Origin of the sequence: endosymbiont of Ridgeia piscesae (genome assembly GCF_001443665.1) — a bacterium.
In the GTDB taxonomy this organism is placed as follows: Bacteria; Pseudomonadota; Gammaproteobacteria; order Chromatiales; family Chromatiaceae; genus Endoriftia; species Endoriftia persephonae.
This window is the reverse complement of the sequence record NZ_KQ557129.1, coordinates 25,228-42,913: the sequence shown is the minus strand read 5'-3', so window position 1 is coordinate 42,913 and position 17,686 is coordinate 25,228. Positions and strand designations below refer to the sequence as shown.

Genomic DNA, 17,686 nt, shown 5'->3' with positions numbered 1-17,686 from the left:
TAACCAGACCAAATACTTTAGAATTTGTCTAAATCCTGACTAAATTAGTTGGTTATAACCCATCCTGGAGTATTGAGCATGAGCATTGAAATCCCTACACGTGACGGCGACGGCTATCTGACCGACATGAATCTCTGGACACCAGAGATCGCCAAGGCAATGGCCGAAGCAGACGACTTCGACCTCTCTGGTGAGCGCTGGGAACAGATGCTGAAAGCCCGCGAGTATTACGAAGAGCACTCGACAGTGCCGCCAATCCGCAAGTTTTCCAAATACCTGGGAGCCAACCAGAAAGAGATGTTCAAGCTCTGGTTGACCGGCCCAATGAAACCGATCACCAAGTATGGCGGCCTGCCCAAGCCGACCGGCTGCGTCTGATCCCATCCCAGACCGATGAGAGACTCCAGCTTGGCATGCGTAAACCAAGCTGGAATCTCTCACATCAACCCGCACCCATCTTCCTCTCGCGACCGACCTGAATAACAGACCACCAGGATCTCTCCTGGGTGGTATCCGGCCAATTTCCGATCCCTGTGCCGTTCCGCTATCATAGCGGGTTGCAACAGACACGGAGACGCCTCGCATGACCGCACCCTCCATACTGGGAACCCTCAGCAACCTCTACGAGATGCAGGACGAACTGCTGGCATCGGTAACGCCTGAAGAGGCCAAACGTCAGTACCATCCGCAATTGGGTTCGCTCAACTGGCTGTTTGGGCGTGGCGTCTATCTGGAACTCTACTGGCTGCGGGAGCAGCTCGCCGGTGACGACAGCCTCACGCAGCGCGTCAGCCAACTCTTCACTCCTGGCGATCTCTCTCTCGAGGCACAGTGCGCCCAGCTCCCCCCCAGCGACCACCTGCGCAACTGGGCCGCAGAGATCCGCGACGACCATCTGATGCGCCTCGCCAACCCCAGCATGCTGGGTTCCAGTCCACTATTGGAGAATGAGCGGCTGCAGTGGTTTCTGGTGCAGGAACAGGCCAAGCTCTACGAGCAGATGCTGCTGGTGCTCAACCAGCACCAGCTGCAGCTGCAGCTGCAGCTGGCAGCACCGGACCACCAGACCAAGCATCCGCTGCAACCCAGGCCGATCGAGTGGCAAACCAAGGAGTTGTCACAGGGCCACTATCGCATCGGCTCACGCCATCTGCCCTCCGCCTACGATAATGAACTACCACCTCAGTTAGTGGAGCTGAGCAGCTTCCGTATCGCTCTGTCACCAGTCAGCAATGGCCAATACCTTGCGTTCATGCAGGCCGGCGGCTACGCCACGCCCGAATACTGGGACAAGGCAGGCAGCAACTGGCTGGCGCAAACCGACTGCAGGGCACCCGAGTATTGGCGCCATGACGCCAACGGGAACTGGTACCAGATCGGCCTCAATGGTGCCATCGATCTGATGGCCGATGAGCCGCTTGCCGGCATCAACCGCCATGAGGCACGCGCCTTCGCCGCTTGGGTCTCATCCCAAGACAAGCCCTACGAGGGCGCTGTGGTACAGCACGAATACCAGTGGGAGATGGCAGTCCGCACCAAGGTGCTGCGCGACTTCGGCCGTAGCTGGGAGTGGTGTAAAAACGACTTTCACGGCTACCCCGAGTTCCAGCCCTTCCCTGACGAGAGCGTCTCCAGCAGTGCCTTCGCACCAGATATGGGGGTATTGCGCGGCGGTTCGCTGCACACCCAGCGAGTGCTACGGCGCAGCAGTTTTCGCCAGAGCGCCCCCCCCGACCAGCGATTTCAGCTGAGTGGTCTGCGACTGGTATTTCCAGCACTGCACCGCTGGACCTGACGAGGAGCCTGCCAGGCGAAGCGCTTTCCCCGCCTGACTCACAAAAGTCACAATCTTACCCGCAGCCACTCAAGATCGAGCCCGGCTTGCCGGCATAGGGGATGAAACAGGTGATAGGGGGTGGCAAAGCATGCCCATTCAATCGATCGTCACACCGGCATTACAGGGAATCCAGTGCAGCTTTCAGGGAATGCGCCGGGTCGCCGCCAGCATCAGCAATGCCACTCCGGGCAACAAGACAGCCAACCCCAGCGATCTCTCACGCGCCCTGGTCGAGATGAAACAGCACGCCCATCAAAGCAGTGCCGCTGTGCTAGTGATCAAGCACGCGGATGGGACGCTCGGTACGCTGCTCGACGAGAAGGCCTGAGCGTTAGATAAATAGCATCGACAGATCAACAGCAACCAGATCCTTGGTGAGGCCTCCCACCGAGATATCATCCACACCAGTCTCGGCAATCTGCCGGATCGTCTCCAGCGTCACCCCGCCGGAAGCCTCCAGACGAGCCTGCCCAGCACTCAGGGCGACCGCCTCCCGCAGCTGCGGTAGCGGAAAATTGTCCAACAACACCCGTGCGGCACCGGCCGCCAGCGCCTGTTGCAGTTCATCCAGAGACTCTACCTCGATCTCGATCGGGATCTCTTCGGCAACGCTGGCAGCGGCTGCCTCCAGTGCGGCTTCGATCGAGCCGGCCGCCCGGATATGGTTTTCTTTGATCAGGATGGCATCGTAGAGGCCAATGCGGTGGTTGCTGCAGCCGCCACAGACCACTGCATACTTCTGCTGCAAGCGCAGTCCCGGCAAGGTCTTGCGGGTGTCGAGAATGCGCACCCCAGTACCGGCGACCTGCTCGGCGTAGCGCCGCGCCAGGGTCGCCGTGCCCGACAGGGTCTGCAGATAGTTCAGCGCCGTACGCTCGCCGCTGAGCAGGCTGCGGGTGTCACCCTGCAGACGACAGACCGTCGCACCGGCCTGCAACTGCTCGCCATCTGCGGCCAGCCACTCGATCTCGATGGCCGGATTGAGCTGCCTGAAGGTCTCGTCAAACCAGGCGCAGCCACACAGCACCGCCTGTTCACGACAGATCACCTCCACCCGGGAGACCGAACCGGCATCGATCAGCAATGCGGTGAGATCACCGCACCCCAGGTCTTCCTCCAGTGCCAGCGCAACCTGGGCGGAGATCAATCGGGATTGTGGCAACTCCGGCATAGGATTCAATCCACCGCCAGCAGTTCTACCTCGAACACCAGTGTCGCATTGGGTGGAATCACCCCGCCTGCCCCGGCAGCACCATAGCCAAGCTGCGGCGGGATCGTCAGCTTACGCCTGCCGCCCACCTTCATTCCGGCAACCCCTTCATCCCAGCCACGAATCACCATGCCGCGCCCGAGCGAGAAGCTGAATGGCTGGTTGCGATCAAGGGAGGAGTCGAATTTGCTGCCATCGGTCAGCCAACCCGTATAGTGCACCGAAACCCGCTGCCCATTCTCTGCAGCAGCACCATCGCCCTCCTGCAGGTCTTCGTATTTCAGACCGGAATCGGTGATCTTATCGCTCATTGAGTTCTCCATCTGTTTAGTGGCAAAAGGTGATTGATGATCGAACACCCCGCTACCGGGGTGCTCGAGGATGGGCAGGGAAAGTAAAACCAGGACGAGAAAGAGTCAACCAGTCAGGCCGATACCGCGCCTTCACGAGTATCGTGCAGGGCGCCCAACATTGCATCCAACGCACGGTCCATAATCGGCATCGAGCCATCGCTCAGCAGTCGGGCTGAACCTTCGCGAAAACGCGCAGCAAGCCCCTGCACGGTCAGGTCGAGGGCCTTCACGCCCTTGCGGTTGACGAAAATGTAGGCATCACTCACATCGCTCTTCCAGGAGAGCTTCACCCTTAGCTTGCCATCCCCCTGCTTCTGGTCCATCTCCAGCCAGGTACCGACCTCCAGATTCTCGGCAATCTCGGTAAATTCGTCATGGGGCACCGAGGGCGTTTCGATTACCTCCGAATCGGCCAGCAGTGAGCTGGTCTCTAACAGGCGGCTGTCCGGGAAGCTGACCTGCTTTTCTGCCACCGCCATCGCCGTATTGACCGGCGAAGGCAACTCTTTGCCGCGCAGACAAGAGATATGACAATTCTGCAACTCCTTAAAAAGGCGCGCCATCTTATGTTGATCAAAGGAGATGCTGTTGAGGCGTTCACGCAAGTTACGCAGCAGCTCAGGAATATTCCGCAGCAACTCCTGGCGCTCCGCATACTCCTCTTTGGGTCGTACGCTCCAGAGCAGTTTATCGACTATCTCCAGCGACTCCTTCCAATCATCGCTGTCGGGGCCCTGGCGCAGGTAGTTGAGCAGCATGACATCCTTCCAGCCATCCTTCAGCAGTGCGATCACCACATGGGGAATAACTGGCTGCATCTGCAGGCGAGAGTTGATCTCCTCGGTCACCCTCAGCTTGGCCGCCCGTAACTGCTCCTTGCCGCGACTAACCTGGGTGGTGCGCTGCTCCGCAATGTCGGCGCCTCGCTGCTCCTTCTCCCACCAGCTTGAGAAGTCATCGTTGAGTTCAGTAAAGATCGAGGGGTCATCCACGAACTCGGTTAATATCGCTTTGACCACCGACTCGATCTTCTGGTAGAGCAGATCGCTCTTCCGATCGCTGGCCTCATTCCAGCCGATCGCTGCCTGTGCCAGATTATTGAGCAACTGTCTGGCAGGGTGGACCTTTCTGCTGAAAAAGGTCTTGTCGATGATCGCGACCTTCAGCATCGGAATCTGCAGGCGGCTCAACAGCGCCTTCATCGCATCGGGCAGGCTGTGATCGTCGAGGATGAACTCGAACAGCATCGAGATTACATCGATGGTGTCGTTATCCATATCGCCCAACGCGCGCTGGACCTCGCTGCCATCACGCATGCGTAGATCGGAATCCAGGCGTTGGCGCAGATCATCCTGATGCTGCTCTGCGGCGCCGAATGGCACCATCACCACATTCGACTGCTGCAACGCAGAGAGCGCCCCCAACAGCTCTACTGTATCTACACTTGGCAGCGACACGCCGCCGACTCCACCAGCCGCCGGATATGACGAACTTCCCCGACGGTTGGCCAACAGCCCCTGCAGCCGTTCAAACACCTCCGCCTGCAGCTCATCCACCTCTTCGCTGAGTTCGGAATCACCGTGCAGATCATGCTTGGCCTGTTTGACCGCAGGGGCGACCGGATTGCGTCGTACCCGCGGAGTCAGTTTGGCGATCACCCCGGCCTTGCCAAGCAGCAGGTTCAGTTCGTCATAGAGTCCACCAACATAGTGCATCACCTGTTTGTCAAACTGCTTGTAGATGATCAGTTTCACCGGCAGTTCGACCGGCAGGCTGCGCAGCGACTCCTGAAAGGCGGTGCAGATCACCGCCGGGGCGAGCGGGTTATTCTGGCTCGACACCTCATCAGCCAGATTGGCGATGTGGGCAAAGCGCCGCCCCAGGGCATAGAGTTCACGGGAGTAACGGTTCTCGCCCTTGGAGATCATGTTGACCAGTGCTAGTGAATCCTCCAGCTCATTATCGTCGAGCAGCGACATCTCCGATTCGCGGCTCAATTCGTCGAAAGAGCGCTGAGATACATCAACCTCACCCGTCTCCCAAAAACGATCGTAGCGATCCAGCACCTCACGGCAGAATTCGCGATCGATACGCACGCGATCCTTGCGCAGGTCACGCATGGTGTTGAAATAGGTGCTTTGAAGGGAGTTATGTTCGGATTTATCAGCAAGCTCATACATCGCATCGTCGAGCTTCTCAAACAGCCCCGCCATCAACTGAGGGAGCATCTTGACGACTAGTTTTCGACACGCATCGATAAGCCTGCGGCTATTCGCGTCCAGAGAGATCCGACGTTTTGGGCTCTCTTGCCCGTCGAAAGAGATGATGTTGTCTTGCCGTTGCATAATGCAATACGCTTCTGGTCTCAGCTACTTGGATCAACTAAAAAGGCCTACCATATCCGTTGCTTAGACACTTTCGGGAATACTAATCCAACTGTTGTGGTGTGACTGCGATTGGCCTCACAGATAATTGAAGCCAGGCCAGCAAGCTCCCTGATCCTGTCGTCAGTTCGCACAAAATTAGCATTTTGCCGTAGGGCATTCAATGCTGTACCTACTACTTACTATCGCCCATTCAGCGGATCACTTAAGCCGCTCCCCCGATAACTGGCCTCCAGCAACACAAATCGTAGTTGATATTGTGGCCAAGATCGCATCTCAGAGAAGCCAGCCCGAGGCTTCCTCGTAACCATCACGCCTGCCATTGACACTAGAGCCTTCCCGGAACAGCCTGACTAAGGAGCCTCTGAACGAATCATGGGCGCCTGCCGCACCAACAATACCCAAACAAGGTTAACATGCGCCCCTCCCCTGGGGTATGGTTTTGCCAACATTTGCCAGACGCCCCACACATGCAGACCATCCGACTACTCGTCGCCTCACTACTCGACAGCGCCAGGGATCTGGCACCGATTGTTCTGGTGATCGCCTTTTTCCAGATGGTAGTGCTGCAGCAGCCAATCCCCAACCTGGGCAGCCTGCTTGGCGGCACCCTGCTGGTAGTGTTGGGGCTCAGCCTGTTCATCCACGGACTGAAGATCGGGCTGTTTCCGCTCGGCGAAGCGATGGCGTGGGACTTCGCCCGCAAGGGCAGCCTGCTGTGGCTACTGCTGTTCGCCTTTGCCCTCGGCTTTGGCACCACGGTGGCCGAGCCCGCCCTGATTAAGATCGCCCAGGAGGCCGCCGAGGTCGCCGCGGGGGGCGGCATGATCGTCAATGAGGAGGCAGCCAAAGCCGACTACGCCGGCGGCCTGCGCTACACCGTGGCGCTCTCAGTGGGCATTGCCATCATGCTTGGCGTGTTGCGCATTATCAAGGGCTGGCCGGTGCAGTACCTGATCATCGGTGGCTATCTCGGTGTTGTCATCATGACCGCCTTCGCCCCCAAGGAGATCATCGGCATCGCCTACGACTCAGGCGGCGTCACCACCTCCACCATCACTGTACCGCTGGTGACCGCGCTGGGAGTGGGACTCGCCTCCAGCATCCAGGGACGTAACCCGATGACCGACGGCTTCGGCCTGATCGCCTTCGCCTCACTGACGCCGATGATTTTCGTCATGGGTTACGGGATGCTACTCTGATGGAGATGCTGCTCCATCTGCTGCAGACCCTGCTCGGCACAGTGGTCGACGTGCTGCCGATCGCCGCCATCCTGTTTGGCTTCCAGTTCCTGGTGCTGCGCCGCCCGCTGTTCAACGCAAAGCAGGTCTTGATGGGGTTCATGCTGGTGCTGCTGGGGCTGGCACTATTCCTCGAGGGCCTCGACCTGGCTCTGTTCCCACTCGGCAGACTGATGGCCGTTCAGCTGACCGATCCGGTCTTCCTTGGCCTCGACGAGGACGGCCAGATCAATTGGCATCACTATCTCTGGGTCTATCTCTTCGCCGCCGCCATCGGTTTCTCCACCACCATCGCCGAACCCTCACTGATCGCCGTCGCGATCAAGGCGAACCAGGTCTCTGGCGGCGCCATCAGCGAGTGGGGGCTGCGCATCGCGGTAGCGATTGGGGTGGCGGCAGGCATCGCGCTTGGCAGCTACCGTATCGTCAGCGGCACCCCGCTACACTGGTACATCATCAGCGGCTATATCGTGGTCATCGGCCAGACCCTGTATGCACCACGCAGCATCATCGCCCTCGCCTACGACTCCGGGGGCGTCACCACCTCGACGGTGACAGTACCGCTGGTAGCGGCGCTGGGGCTGGGTCTATCGAGCAGCATCCCCGGCCGCAGTCCGCTGCTCGACGGCTTCGGCCTGATCGCCTTCGCCAGCCTATTCCCGATCATGTCGGTGATGGCCTATGCCCAGCTCAGCGAGTGGTGGGGCAAACGCAAACACGGATAACTCGTCCAGGAAAATAGAGATGCGATTCAAACTCATCATTGCTCTGGTGGAAGACAGCGAGACCAACGCCGTACTGGAGGCAGCACGCAAAGCAGGCGCCACCGGCTCCACCGTCATCAATCAGGCCCGCGGTGAGGGCGTGAAGCAGGCTAAGACCTTCTTCGGTCTTACCCTGGAGACCCAGCGCGACATGGTACTGCTGATGGTGGAGGAGCACCTCAGCCGCACCATCCTGGAGCGGATCGCCGAGGCCGGCCACTTCGACGAGCGCCCCGGCACCGGCATCGCCTTCCAGCTCAACATCGAGGACGCCGTCGGCGTCAGTCACCAGATCCAGACTCTGGCCCAGGTCATCGAGGAGGAGATATGAACAACAAACAAATCACCCGCATCCAGGATGTGATGAAGACCCATTTTGATCTGGTCGACGGCATGGATACCGTAAAGTCCGCCCTGCAGACCATGATCCACGTGGAAACCAAGTGTCTGTTGGTAAAAAAACGCCACGAAAACGACGAGTACGGCATGGTGATGCTGTCGGACATCGCCAGAGAGGTGCTGGCGAAGGATCGCGCCCCAGAACGGGTCAACATCTATGAAATCATGAGCAAGCCGGTGCTCACCGTCTCGCCGGAGATGGACATCCGCTACTGCGCGCGCCTGTTTGCCCGCTTCGACCTGTCGCGCGCGCCAGTGGTGGAGCAGCATGGCGAGATCGTCGGCATCGTCAGCTTCACCGACATGGTGCTGAAAGGGCTGAAGAAGAGCAACTGAGGCGGTGCTTGATCTGGAGCAGAACGGCGACGACTGGATCGACTGGGCACGGCACTGCCCCTCACCAAACCAGGATGCACGCCCGGAAGACTGCATCATCGACCTGCTGGTGATCCACAACATCAGCCTGCCCCCCGGTGAGTTCGGCGGCCCCTGGATCGACGCCCTCTTCAGCAACCAGTTGCCGGCAGCGGCCCACCCCTTCTTCGCGGAGATCACCGCGCTGCGGGTCTCCAGCCACCTGCTGATTCGCCGCGATGGCGAACTGGTGCAGTATGTGCCGCTGCAGCGACGCGCCTGGCACGCCGGCGTTTCCTGCTTCGATGGGCGCGAACGCTGCAACGACTTCTCCATCGGCATCGAACTGGAGGGCACTGACCAGATTCCCTACAGCGACCCACAGTACACCAGCCTGGCACGCGCCAGCCGGGAGATCATGCAGCACTACCCGGCCATTACCCCGGAGCGGATTACCGGCCACGCCGACATCGCCCCAGAGCGCAAGAGTGACCCAGGCCCGGCCTTCGACTGGTCACGCTACCGGCGAATGCTCGACCAGTAGCGCCGGCTACTGGTTGCCGATCGGCAACACAAACCGCTCTCCCAGATACTCCAGCACCACCCCATCGGTGAGGATCTCGTCGAGCAGCGGACCTTCGCTGAGATAGTCGCCTTCGCGGTACTTCTGTAGATTGATCAACACATAACGTCGTGCTGCCTGCTCATCGAAGAAGTGGATGTCGATATTCAGCTCCGGCAGGTTCTGCGTAAAGCCGGCTGACAACTCACTCAGCTGTTTGGGTCTCGGCCGAGGTTTGGAGGCCACTGCCGGCGGGCTGCCCAACGGCTCGCCTGAAGCAACCGACGCCGGCGCCTCTTCCGCTGCCACAGCGCTGGCTGGCTGCGCTGGCTGAATCTCCGGCACCGCTGCAATCGGCGGTGTTGGCTGGGCAACGGCAGGTCCGTCTGACGGCGGCATGGAGCGCAACGCAGGCGGCCTCTGCTGCGGGTCCGCGGCAGACGGCTGCCATTCACTGCCGGACGCAGTCTCATAGGGCGTAGGCTCCAAAGGCTCGCTGTCACCGAGATAGAGCCCCAGCGCCAACATGCCGAACGCCACCAGAAACAGCAGCGCATAGATCAGCCCACGCCCAACCCCAGGATCAATGCGGTGCACACGTCCGCCCAGACGCGGCACCTCTCCCAAACGGTGCTGGCGTTCCGCTTTCTTCAGCGCATCCAGAATCAGCGACATGCTACTCCCCTTCCACCAAGCTCACGCCTGTCAGCGTCGGCGTTCCCACCATCAGCTGCAGATTGTTGAGTTGAATCTGGGTCTTCTGTCCAGCCACCCCGTCGGGCTTCAGGCCTGTTCGCAGCTGGTACTCCCGCAGCTGCACCCCAAGTTTTTCATCAAACTGCTGCGACACTCCATCGGCACTCAATTTAATCCCGTTTGACATCGCCAGACGCCGCCGCAACCAAGTCACCAGCGGCCCATCGCTACCCGGGCCAATCAACGCCTCACCAGCATGAGGGCGCCACAACATGGTGAATTCGCCCCGCCAAAGCGGTGCGATCTCACTCCGCAATACCGCTCTCTCCCCAGCACCATAATCAACGATCGCCTGCTCTCCATGCAACGCCTTCAGCAGCAGATAACGCTTCTCTCCCGCCACATTGAGGTACAAAAGCGCTGGACGATTCAGCCGCTCCAGATCCTCCCATCCCGCCACATCGGTAAGGCAGCGCAGCCCCAGCTCCTTTGCATACTCACAAGGCAGCAGGGCGAGGTCATCAGTCAGAGAGAAGCCCCAGAGCGCAAACAGCCGCGCATGCGCCGCCCACTCACCATCATCAGTTTGACTGATGTGTTCACTCAGCGACGCTTCCGAACCATCCCCCTCTGCCCTGGAATCCAGCTGCCCGGCCTTATGCTGTGGTTGCTCCCCGCTCTCCGTCGTTTCTACTGATACCGGCAGCTCCGGGACGACATGCAGCTGCTGCGACTCCAATTTCAGTGGACCGATCAGCGGCGCCAACCACCAGCTGGCGCCACCAACTACACCCAGCAGCAAGCCAAGCATCCACACCTTCGACCACCGCCCCCTACGTTTCCGTCCCCTGATCTCTTTCGCCGCCCGCCACACCAGCCGCACGCCGGCGCGGCGCGCATCGGTGGCGAAGATCGCCAGCAGGGCTCGTTCACAGATCGTATTGATGATGCGCGGCACGCCGCCCGAGAGCGAGTAGGTCAGCCACATCCCCGCCGTGGTAAACAGATGCTCGCTAACACCAGCCACCTCAAGCCGGTGGCGGATATAGTCGGAGGTCTCTTTGCGGCTCAGGGGCGAGAGGTGGAAACGCGCAGTGATGCGCTGGGCGACCTGGCGCAACTCCCGCTGCTCCAGCATCTGCTGTAGCTCGGGCTGACCCACCAGGATGATCCGCAGCAGCTTGTGGCGCGCAGTCTCCAGATTGGTCAGCATGCGCACCGTCTCCAGCACCCGCGGGCTGAGATTCTGCGCCTCATCCACCACCAGCACGGTGTTGCGCCCGGCGGTATGGGCCTCGAGTAGATGTCGGGTCAGGTTGTCTATCAGCTGCTTCAGCGAGTAGGGCGGCCCCGTGTAGCTGATCCCCAGCTCGTCGCAGATCGCCGCGAGAAACGCCCGACGGGAGAGTTTTGGATTAAAAATCAGAGCGAATTCGACATTCTCAAGATGCTGCTCCAGCAGGCTGCGTACCAGCATTGTCTTGCCGGTACCCACCTCGCCGGTGAGCTGAACGAAACCGCCATTGGGCCCGACCCCATAGATTAAGTGGGCAAGGCTCTCCTCATGGCCGCGACTGAGAAACAGGTAGCGGGGATCGGGAGTGATGGAAAAGGGGTTCTCCTTGAAACCGAAGTCGCTGAATTTCATATCAGCAAATTACTCGCACTCGACATCGGCCTCATTGGTCGATTCATTGATCTTCTCGGCCTGCTGCAGCCAGTGGATCGCCTGCTTTTCGTCCCGCAGCACATCCTTTCCAGAGATATACATATTGCCCAGTTCATTGGCCGCCAGGTAGGAGCCATTGTTGGCCGCCTCCTTGAGCCATTCCACCCCGCGGTCGACCTTCTTGCGGACGCCCTTGCCATGCAGATAGAGCAGCCCCAGCTCATACTGGGCCTTGGGGCTGCCGTCTCGCGCCAGCCGCAGATACTTCCTGAACGCCTTATCATAATCCCCAGCCAACAACGCCGCCTCCGCTTCACCAAAGGCATCCTGCTCTGCCACCGCCCCCAGTGGCACCAGGACCAACAACATCAGAAATACCGCTGTTCGCTTGAGCATCACAAACCCCTTCAGATTTTGAGTCTATTATGTCACACAGGCGGCCCAACAGCGCCCCCGTGTGCGCTGCACGGTATAAGGATATTCGCTGCTTTTCAATGCGATGCAAGAAAAGCTGCCCCTCCCTACCTACCGCTTGCAGGGTGTTTATCCCACTCGCCTCGGCTGTCAGAATAGCGCCTCACTTTCCCACGACACCGGAGGCTTCCATGAAATTCAATCCCTGCCAAGGCGGCAACAACTGCACCCAGGACGGCACCCACTGCCAGGGCTGTGGCCGCAGCCACGAGGAGATCGCGGCCACCGGCCAGCTGGTCGATACACTGCTGGAATTCGCCAACAAGATGGAGTACGAAAACGTCGATGAGTTCCTGATGGCCGTGGCGCAAAAAGCCGCCGGCAAACATCGCATGATGCAGATGAACGCCAGCAGCATCGGCGGTATCAGCATCAGCTCCTGAGTCCGATCCGAGGGGAACCTGCTGGTTCCCCTCGATGTCTCACCCTCACCCCCTCCAACCCAGAAGAAAAAAACACCAATGAAAATCCGACTGCTGACCGGCCTGCTGCTTGCGTTCACCCTCACACCGCTGTTCGCCACCCCCTTGGTAGATGCCGAATGGCTCAATGCCCACCTCAAGGATGAAAACCTGGTGGTGCTCGACCTGCAGGACCGCAACAGCTACCAGCGCTACCACGTACCCGGCGCGGTCAATAGCAACTATGGCGACTGGCGTCAGACATCCCCCAAAGGCACACCCCAGCTGATGACGCCACCAGCCCGGCTGGAGCAGCTGATCGGCAGCCTCGGCATCGACAACGACAGCCAGGTGGTGCTGGTGGTGATGGGCTCCGGGGCCGGCGACATGGCCAGTGCCACCCGCATCTACTGGACCTTCAAGACGCTCGGCCACGACCAAGTCTCGATCCTCGACGGCGGCCTGATCAACTATGCCAACAAGCGCGTCTATCCACTGCAGAAGGGGCTCAACCAGCCCAAGCCAAAGGCATTCAAAGCAAAATTGCGCGCAGCGTTCCGGCCTGATAGCCAGACCGTCAAGACGGCCCTGGAAAATGGTGCGCTGGCGGTAGACAATCGCAGCCGCGCCGAGTATCTCGGCATCTACCGGGGCGGCGACAAAGAGCGCCCGGGCAGCCTGCCGCATGCCGTGCATCTCGCCTACGACTGGCTCACCGTCAACGGCGGCGGCCAGTTCCAGAGCCTCGACAACTTGAAGAAGATCTACGCCGCCGCCGGTGTGTCGCTGCAGGGCAAACAGATCAACTACTGCCACACCGGACACCGCGCCGCACTGGGCTGGTTCGTCTCCCATGAACTGCTAGGCAACGAAGAAGCCCAGCTCTACGACGGTTCCACCGCCGAATGGGCCAAAGATGCCAACCTGCCGATGGAACAGAAAGTCCAGCTCGACTTCTAAAGGTGGCGTGCGATGCGGCAGCGCCCCCTCCCCCCGCTGCTCGGCCTGCTGTTTTTAATTATGGCCAGCAGCGCCCTTGGCAGTGGCAAGCCCGCCCCTGAATGGCGGATCAGCGAGTGGATCAACGGCGAGGGCACCAGCCTGGCTGAGCTACGCGGCAAGGTGGTGGTGATCGACTTCTTCCAGCTCTGGTGCCCCGGCTGCAACAGCTTCTCTGGGCCGCTGATGCGGCGCTGGGAAGAGAAGTACCGGCACCAGATCGAACAACAGGGCAAGCTGATACTGATCGGCATCCACACCGTGTTTGAGGGCCACAACTACCAAACCCCAGAGCGCCTACGCCGCTATCTCAAAGAGAAAGAGATCCACCATCTGATCGGCATCGACCACCACCAACCCGGCAAGGAGATCCCCGAGACCATGAAGCGATTCCAGACCCGCGGCACCCCGGAGATGGCGATCATCGACCGGCAGGGCATCGTACGACTGCAGAAATTCGGCAGTTTTAGTCCGGTGATGGGCGAGCAGTTGATCGATAGACTGCTGGCAGAACTGGGGGCCTAAACCGATGCATACCAGACTCCTCGCCGCACTACTGCTCACCCTCTCCTGGCAGGCGTTCGGCGCGGAGGGGCGCCCACCCCACTACCAGGTGACACGCCCGATGCAGATCCAACAACAACTCGAAGCCGCCTACCTCGCCAAGGGGGTCGGCTACCACCCACGCACAGAACACCTCGAAGCGGACGGCAAGCCACGCTACCTCAACCGCCTGATCCTCGAAGACTCCCCCTACCTGTTGCAACACGCCCACAACCCGGTCGACTGGTACCCCTGGGGCGAGGCAGCCTTCGCCAAGGCGAAGCGGGAGAACAAACCAATCTTCCTCTCCATCGGCTACTCCACCTGCCACTGGTGCCATGTGATGGAGCGGGAGAGCTTCGAGAATGAGTCGATCGCCCGCTTCCTCAACAAGCACTTCGTCGCCATCAAAGTGGATCGCGAAAGCCACCCCGATATCGACGAGACCTACATGACCGCGGTGATGCTGATGACCGGCTCCGGCGGCTGGCCGATGTCGAGCCTGCTGACCCCCGATGGCAAACCCTTCTTCGGCGGCACCTACTTCCCGCCGCAGCAGTTTGCCAGCGTCCTGCAGCAGATCCAGGCCATTTGGGAAGAGCGCCCCGAAGATGCCCGCCAGCAGGCCGAGCGGGTCGCCAAGGCAGTCGAGGCAGCCAACAGCCAGCGCGGCAAGGCCAAGGCACTCGACTCCCAGGCCGCCGACAAGGCGGTGGCGCAAATGCTGCGCAGTTTCGACGAGCTGCAAGGCGGCTTCAGCCAGGCCCCCAAATTCCCCCATGAACCCTGGCTCTTCCTGCTGCTCGACCAGCTGCAGCGCCAGCCTCATCCAGAGGCGCTGCAGGCGCTCGAGGTCACCCTCGATGCGATGGCCCGCGGCGGCATCTATGACCAGGCCGGCGGCGGCTTTCACCGCTACTCCACCGACAACGAATGGCTGGTGCCCCACTTCGAGAAGATGCTCTACAACCAGGCGCAGCTGGCGCGGATCTATCTGCTCGCCTGGCGCCTCACCGGCAAAGAGCAATATCGCCGGGTGGTGACCCAGACCCTCGACTATGTGCTGCGCGAGATGACCGCCCCCAGCGGTGGTTTCTATTCTGCTACGGATGCCGACAGCGCCGGCGAGGAGGGGCTGTTTTTCACCTGGATCCCGGCGGAGATCCGCGATGCCCTGGAGCCCCGCGATGCTGGCTTGGCGATCGAACTCTACGCCATCAGCGAGCGCGGCAACTTCGAGGGACGCAACATCCTGCATCTACCACAGAGCTTGGAGGAGTACGCCGAGACCAAGTCGATGAACCTCGAAGCGCTACACCAGCGCATCGACCATATCAATCAGGTGCTGAGACAGATCCGCGAACAGCGCGAGCACCCGCTACGCGATGACAAAATCGTCACCGCCTGGAACGGCATGATGATCACTGCCTTCGCCCAGGCCGCCGATCTGCTCGATTCAGACAGCTACCGCCAGGCCGCCGAACGGGCCGCCGAATTCCTCTGGCAGCACAATCGCAAAGGCGCCGGCCAGCTCTGGCGGGTCCATCTCGACGGCAAATCCTCCATCTCCGCCAACCAGGAGGACTACGCCTACCTCGGCGAGGGACTGAGCTATCTCTACGACCTGACCGGCGACCCAAAATGGCTGAGCCGAAGCCGCGAGCTGGCCGATGCGATGCTCGCCCGCTTTCAGGAGAAGGATGGTGGTTTCTACATGAGCGAGGCAGGGGAAAACCATTTTAACGCCATGGGCCGACCGCGCGACGGCGGCTCCGACAACGCCATCGCCTCTGGCAGTTCGGTGGCACTGCATCTGCTGCAGCGGCTCTGGCTACGCAGCGGCCACCTAGATTATAAAACCGCCGCAGAGAGCCTGATCGCCTACTTCGCCACCAACATCGAACGGCAACCCAACGGCTACACTTACATGCTCAGCGCGGTCGACAATCTCAACCAGGGCGAACGCACCCATCGCGGCTACGCTGCCCTCGGCGGCATCCGCCTTGAGGCTGGGCTCAAACCCATGAGTGACAACAAACAGCTGCTCGAGCTGGCTATCCAGATCCCCGAAGGCTGGCATATCAATGCCCACCAACCCCTCGGCGAGTCACTGATCCCCACTGAGCTGCGCCTGGCCAACAACCAGCGCGAGTGGCGCATGACCCCGGTCACCTATCCCTCGCCAGTGCAGCAAAAACTCGCCTTCCAGCGCGACCCTCTGCTGGTCTATGAAGGCAATATCCAACTCCAGGCGACGCTGGAGCACAAGCGTACGCCGGGGAACGGCGGTGCAACGCTATTGGATCTGGAGCTTCAGCTGCAGGCCTGCAGCGACGAGGTCTGTCTGCCGCCGGAAACCATCCAGCTGCAGCCGATTATGCGCTGATCTAGTTCGCCCCGACTCAAGGGGCACGGTCAGGTCAAGTCTTGGGCGGATCAACCGCTACCCATCTACAGAGCGAGGTGCTTCAAACCGGATCCGGCCCCCTTATTTGCCGAAGAAAGACAAGCATGTCAGACAAGATCAATGTCCTCATCATCGACGACGACAGATTCGTCCAGAAACTGATCAGCAAGACCCTGTCGGCAAGCGGGCTGTCGACCAGAGCGGCGGATGATGGCGAGTCGGGCATCGCGATCGCCCAACAAGGGCAGCCGGATCTCATCCTGCTCGATGTGGAGATGCCGGGCATCAACGGCTATGAGGTCTGCGACCGACTGCGCAGTCTACCGGAGACCCAGGATATCCCTGTGGTCTTCCTCTCCTCCCACGGCACGCTCAGGGAACGCCTGCAAGGCTACGAAGTCGGCGCTGATGACTATCTGGTCAAACCCTTCGAGGCAGAACACCTGCTGGCCCGCATCAATGTGCTGATGCGCTACGGCGCCGAACGCAAAGAACTGAGCCAACGTTACCAGCAGGCACAACAGACCGCCATCATCGCCATCACCGGCACCAGCGAACTGGCTCAGGCAATGCATTTTCTGGAGAAGAGCCTCAGCTACTCCAACTTCGATGAGATCGCCCAAGGGCTGTTCAACACCACCACTCGTTTCTCACTGGAGTGCGTACTGCTGATCAGCGCCAATGATGAGCTGCACTGGTTCTCCTCCCAGGGCAGCATCAGTCCGCTGGAAAAAGAACTGATCGAGATGAACGACAAGGAGAGTCGCTTTTTCGATTTCGGCGCCCGCACCATCATCAACTTCCCTCAGGCCAGCCTGCTCGTCAAAAACATGCCGCTGGAGGATATGGATCGCTACGGGCGTTTGAAAGATCTGTTCCCGATCCTGCTCTCGGCGGTCAACACCAAGATCAATGTACTCGCCACCCAGGCGGCGCTGACTCAGCAAAACCATGAACTGCTACGCTCATTCAGCCAGATCCGCGGCAGCCTCTATCACCTGGCCAAAACTATCCTGGTCAACCGCGACCACAGCAACAAGCTGCTGCAGGATCTGGTCCACGACATCAGCTACGACATGATGCGCATGGGGCTGGAGGAGGATCAGGAGGAGTATCTGCTCCACCGCATCGACAGCGCCATCGAAGAGGCGATGCAGCAGATGGATGCCGGGCAAGAGATCAGCGAAGTCTTCTACACTATCAACCACAATCTGAAGAGCGTCATCAGCAACCAAGAGAGCCTGGTGCAGGCGTTCATCAGCAGCCAGGCATCCGAATCGACCGAGCAGTCGGAGGATGATTCGGACATCGAGCTGTTTTAGACGCGTCTCCAAGACTTGCAAGATAGCCGCCTCTTGGCTATTCAATAAAGAACAAAAACATCACGAAGGGT

19 protein-coding genes are annotated in these 17,686 nt (G+C 60.0%); 13 read left to right on the top strand and 6 right to left on the bottom strand.

The window, feature by feature from the left end; translation table 11 throughout:
• Positions 1–78 precede the first annotated feature (78 nt).
• The 3 genes from Ga0074115_RS08735 to Ga0074115_RS08725 all read left to right on the top strand — a co-directional run bounded on the left by Ga0074115_RS08735 (position 79) and on the right by Ga0074115_RS08725 (position 2,165).
• Positions 79–378: a TusE/DsrC/DsvC family sulfur relay protein gene (locus Ga0074115_RS08735; protein WP_006474496.1), complete on the top strand. Its 300-nt coding sequence runs from the start codon at positions 79–81 to the stop codon at positions 376–378.
• A gap of 205 nt (positions 379–583) precedes the next feature.
• Complete coding sequence (locus Ga0074115_RS08730) at positions 584–1,795, top strand: SUMF1/EgtB/PvdO family nonheme iron enzyme (protein WP_057955834.1); 1,212 nt, start codon at positions 584–586, stop codon at positions 1,793–1,795.
• Between the two features lie 130 nt (positions 1,796–1,925).
• Positions 1,926–2,165 (top strand): hypothetical protein, encoded by a 240-nt coding sequence (locus Ga0074115_RS08725; RefSeq protein ID WP_057955833.1) that lies wholly within the window; start codon positions 1,926–1,928, stop codon positions 2,163–2,165.
• Between the two features lie 3 nt (positions 2,166–2,168).
• Here the strand turns inward: Ga0074115_RS08725 and nadC are convergent, their stop codons facing one another.
• The 3 genes from nadC to Ga0074115_RS08710 all read right to left on the bottom strand — a co-directional run bounded on the left by nadC (position 2,169) and on the right by Ga0074115_RS08710 (position 5,745).
• Positions 2,169–3,008 (bottom strand): carboxylating nicotinate-nucleotide diphosphorylase, encoded by an 840-nt coding sequence (nadC, locus tag Ga0074115_RS08720; RefSeq protein WP_060528424.1) that lies wholly within the window; start codon positions 3,006–3,008, stop codon positions 2,169–2,171.
• Positions 3,009–3,013: 5 nt separating this feature from the next.
• A complete protein-coding gene (locus tag Ga0074115_RS08715) occupies positions 3,014–3,358 on the bottom strand; it encodes an FKBP-type peptidyl-prolyl cis-trans isomerase (RefSeq protein ID WP_006474500.1) in 345 nt (114 codons plus the stop codon).
• A gap of 113 nt (positions 3,359–3,471) precedes the next feature.
• On the bottom strand, positions 3,472–5,745 hold the full coding sequence (locus Ga0074115_RS08710; protein WP_057955831.1) for a DUF1631 domain-containing protein: 2,274 nt from the start codon (positions 5,743–5,745) through the stop codon (positions 3,472–3,474).
• A 509-nt stretch (positions 5,746–6,254) separates the two neighbouring features.
• On the opposite strand from Ga0074115_RS08710, the gene Ga0074115_RS08705 reads away from it, so the two are divergent.
• The 5 genes from Ga0074115_RS08705 to ampD are packed head-to-tail and all read left to right on the top strand — an operon-like array spanning position 6,255 to position 9,086.
• On the top strand, positions 6,255–6,986 hold the full coding sequence (locus Ga0074115_RS08705; protein ID WP_057955830.1) for a DUF1538 domain-containing protein: 732 nt from the start codon (positions 6,255–6,257) through the stop codon (positions 6,984–6,986).
• Positions 6,986–7,750, top strand: coding sequence for a DUF1538 domain-containing protein (locus Ga0074115_RS08700; protein WP_057955829.1), 765 nt, complete (start codon positions 6,986–6,988; stop codon positions 7,748–7,750). The genes Ga0074115_RS08705 and Ga0074115_RS08700 overlap by 1 nt, the downstream gene beginning before the upstream one ends.
• 19 nt (positions 7,751–7,769) lie before the next feature.
• Positions 7,770–8,120, top strand: a complete 351-nt coding sequence (locus Ga0074115_RS08695; RefSeq protein WP_006474504.1) for a P-II family nitrogen regulator — start codon at positions 7,770–7,772, stop codon at positions 8,118–8,120.
• Positions 8,117–8,524, top strand: coding sequence for a CBS domain-containing protein (locus Ga0074115_RS08690; protein ID WP_057955828.1), 408 nt, complete (start codon positions 8,117–8,119; stop codon positions 8,522–8,524). The genes Ga0074115_RS08695 and Ga0074115_RS08690 overlap by 4 nt, the downstream gene beginning before the upstream one ends.
• A gap of 4 nt (positions 8,525–8,528) precedes the next feature.
• A complete protein-coding gene (gene ampD, locus Ga0074115_RS08685; protein WP_057955827.1) occupies positions 8,529–9,086 on the top strand; it encodes a 1,6-anhydro-N-acetylmuramyl-L-alanine amidase AmpD in 558 nt (185 codons plus the stop codon).
• Positions 9,087–9,092: 6 nt separating this feature from the next.
• Here ampD and Ga0074115_RS08680 read toward each other — a convergent pair whose 3' ends face one another.
• The 3 genes from Ga0074115_RS08680 to Ga0074115_RS08670 are packed head-to-tail and all read right to left on the bottom strand — an operon-like array spanning position 9,093 to position 11,865.
• A complete protein-coding gene (locus tag Ga0074115_RS08680; protein WP_057955826.1) occupies positions 9,093–9,779 on the bottom strand; it encodes a general secretion pathway protein GspB in 687 nt (228 codons plus the stop codon).
• Position 9,780: 1 nt separating this feature from the next.
• Positions 9,781–11,448, bottom strand: a complete 1,668-nt coding sequence (locus Ga0074115_RS08675) for an AAA family ATPase (protein WP_057955825.1) — start codon at positions 11,446–11,448, stop codon at positions 9,781–9,783.
• A 9-nt stretch (positions 11,449–11,457) separates the two neighbouring features.
• The gene (locus Ga0074115_RS08670) at positions 11,458–11,865 is read right to left on the bottom strand and encodes a tetratricopeptide repeat protein (RefSeq protein WP_057955824.1); all 408 of its coding nucleotides are present in this window, start codon (positions 11,863–11,865) and stop codon (positions 11,458–11,460) included.
• Between the two features lie 209 nt (positions 11,866–12,074).
• On the opposite strand from Ga0074115_RS08670, the gene Ga0074115_RS08665 reads away from it, so the two are divergent.
• The 5 genes from Ga0074115_RS08665 to Ga0074115_RS08645 all read left to right on the top strand — a co-directional run bounded on the left by Ga0074115_RS08665 (position 12,075) and on the right by Ga0074115_RS08645 (position 17,615).
• Positions 12,075–12,326 (top strand): DUF1289 domain-containing protein, encoded by a 252-nt coding sequence (locus Ga0074115_RS08665; RefSeq protein WP_060528423.1) that lies wholly within the window; start codon positions 12,075–12,077, stop codon positions 12,324–12,326.
• 78 nt (positions 12,327–12,404) lie between these two features.
• The gene (locus Ga0074115_RS08660) at positions 12,405–13,304 is read left to right on the top strand and encodes a sulfurtransferase (protein WP_057955823.1); all 900 of its coding nucleotides are present in this window, start codon (positions 12,405–12,407) and stop codon (positions 13,302–13,304) included.
• Positions 13,305–13,316: 12 nt separating this feature from the next.
• Positions 13,317–13,868 (top strand): TlpA family protein disulfide reductase, encoded by a 552-nt coding sequence (locus Ga0074115_RS16260; protein WP_157292722.1) that lies wholly within the window; start codon positions 13,317–13,319, stop codon positions 13,866–13,868.
• A 4-nt stretch (positions 13,869–13,872) separates the two neighbouring features.
• Positions 13,873–16,272, top strand: coding sequence for a thioredoxin domain-containing protein (locus Ga0074115_RS08650; RefSeq protein WP_082626789.1), 2,400 nt, complete (start codon positions 13,873–13,875; stop codon positions 16,270–16,272).
• A 125-nt stretch (positions 16,273–16,397) separates the two neighbouring features.
• Positions 16,398–17,615 (top strand): response regulator, encoded by a 1,218-nt coding sequence (locus Ga0074115_RS08645; RefSeq protein ID WP_057955822.1) that lies wholly within the window; start codon positions 16,398–16,400, stop codon positions 17,613–17,615.
• Positions 17,616–17,686 lie beyond the last annotated feature (71 nt).

Bases quoted from the DNA above. Each gene is read 5' to 3' on its own strand.
- Ga0074115_RS08725 (WP_057955833.1), top strand. From the start codon at position 1,926: ATGCCCATTCAATCGATCGTCACACCGGCATTACAGGGAATCCAGTGC.
- nadC (WP_060528424.1), bottom strand. From the start codon at position 3,008: ATGCCGGAGTTGCCACAATCCCGATTGATCTCCGCCCAGGTTGCGCTG.
- Ga0074115_RS08695 (WP_006474504.1), top strand. From the start codon at position 7,770: ATGCGATTCAAACTCATCATTGCTCTGGTGGAAGACAGCGAGACCAAC.
- Ga0074115_RS08645 (WP_057955822.1), top strand. From the start codon at position 16,398: ATGTCAGACAAGATCAATGTCCTCATCATCGACGACGACAGATTCGTC.
- Ga0074115_RS08650 (WP_082626789.1), top strand. From the start codon at position 13,873: ATGCATACCAGACTCCTCGCCGCACTACTGCTCACCCTCTCCTGGCAG.
- Ga0074115_RS08675 (WP_057955825.1), bottom strand. From the start codon at position 11,448: ATGAAATTCAGCGACTTCGGTTTCAAGGAGAACCCCTTTTCCATCACT.
- Ga0074115_RS08680 (WP_057955826.1), bottom strand. From the start codon at position 9,779: ATGTCGCTGATTCTGGATGCGCTGAAGAAAGCGGAACGCCAGCACCGT.
- Ga0074115_RS08705 (WP_057955830.1), top strand. From the start codon at position 6,255: ATGCAGACCATCCGACTACTCGTCGCCTCACTACTCGACAGCGCCAGG.
- Ga0074115_RS08730 (WP_057955834.1), top strand. From the start codon at position 584: ATGACCGCACCCTCCATACTGGGAACCCTCAGCAACCTCTACGAGATG.
- Ga0074115_RS16260 (WP_157292722.1), top strand. From the start codon at position 13,317: ATGCGGCAGCGCCCCCTCCCCCCGCTGCTCGGCCTGCTGTTTTTAATT.
- Ga0074115_RS08735 (WP_006474496.1), top strand. From the start codon at position 79: ATGAGCATTGAAATCCCTACACGTGACGGCGACGGCTATCTGACCGAC.
- Ga0074115_RS08670 (WP_057955824.1), bottom strand. From the start codon at position 11,865: ATGCTCAAGCGAACAGCGGTATTTCTGATGTTGTTGGTCCTGGTGCCA.
- Ga0074115_RS08690 (WP_057955828.1), top strand. From the start codon at position 8,117: ATGAACAACAAACAAATCACCCGCATCCAGGATGTGATGAAGACCCAT.
- Ga0074115_RS08700 (WP_057955829.1), top strand. From the start codon at position 6,986: ATGGAGATGCTGCTCCATCTGCTGCAGACCCTGCTCGGCACAGTGGTC.
- Ga0074115_RS08715 (WP_006474500.1), bottom strand. From the start codon at position 3,358: ATGAGCGATAAGATCACCGATTCCGGTCTGAAATACGAAGACCTGCAG.
- Ga0074115_RS08710 (WP_057955831.1), bottom strand. From the start codon at position 5,745: ATGCAACGGCAAGACAACATCATCTCTTTCGACGGGCAAGAGAGCCCA.
- Ga0074115_RS08660 (WP_057955823.1), top strand. From the start codon at position 12,405: ATGAAAATCCGACTGCTGACCGGCCTGCTGCTTGCGTTCACCCTCACA.
- Ga0074115_RS08665 (WP_060528423.1), top strand. From the start codon at position 12,075: ATGAAATTCAATCCCTGCCAAGGCGGCAACAACTGCACCCAGGACGGC.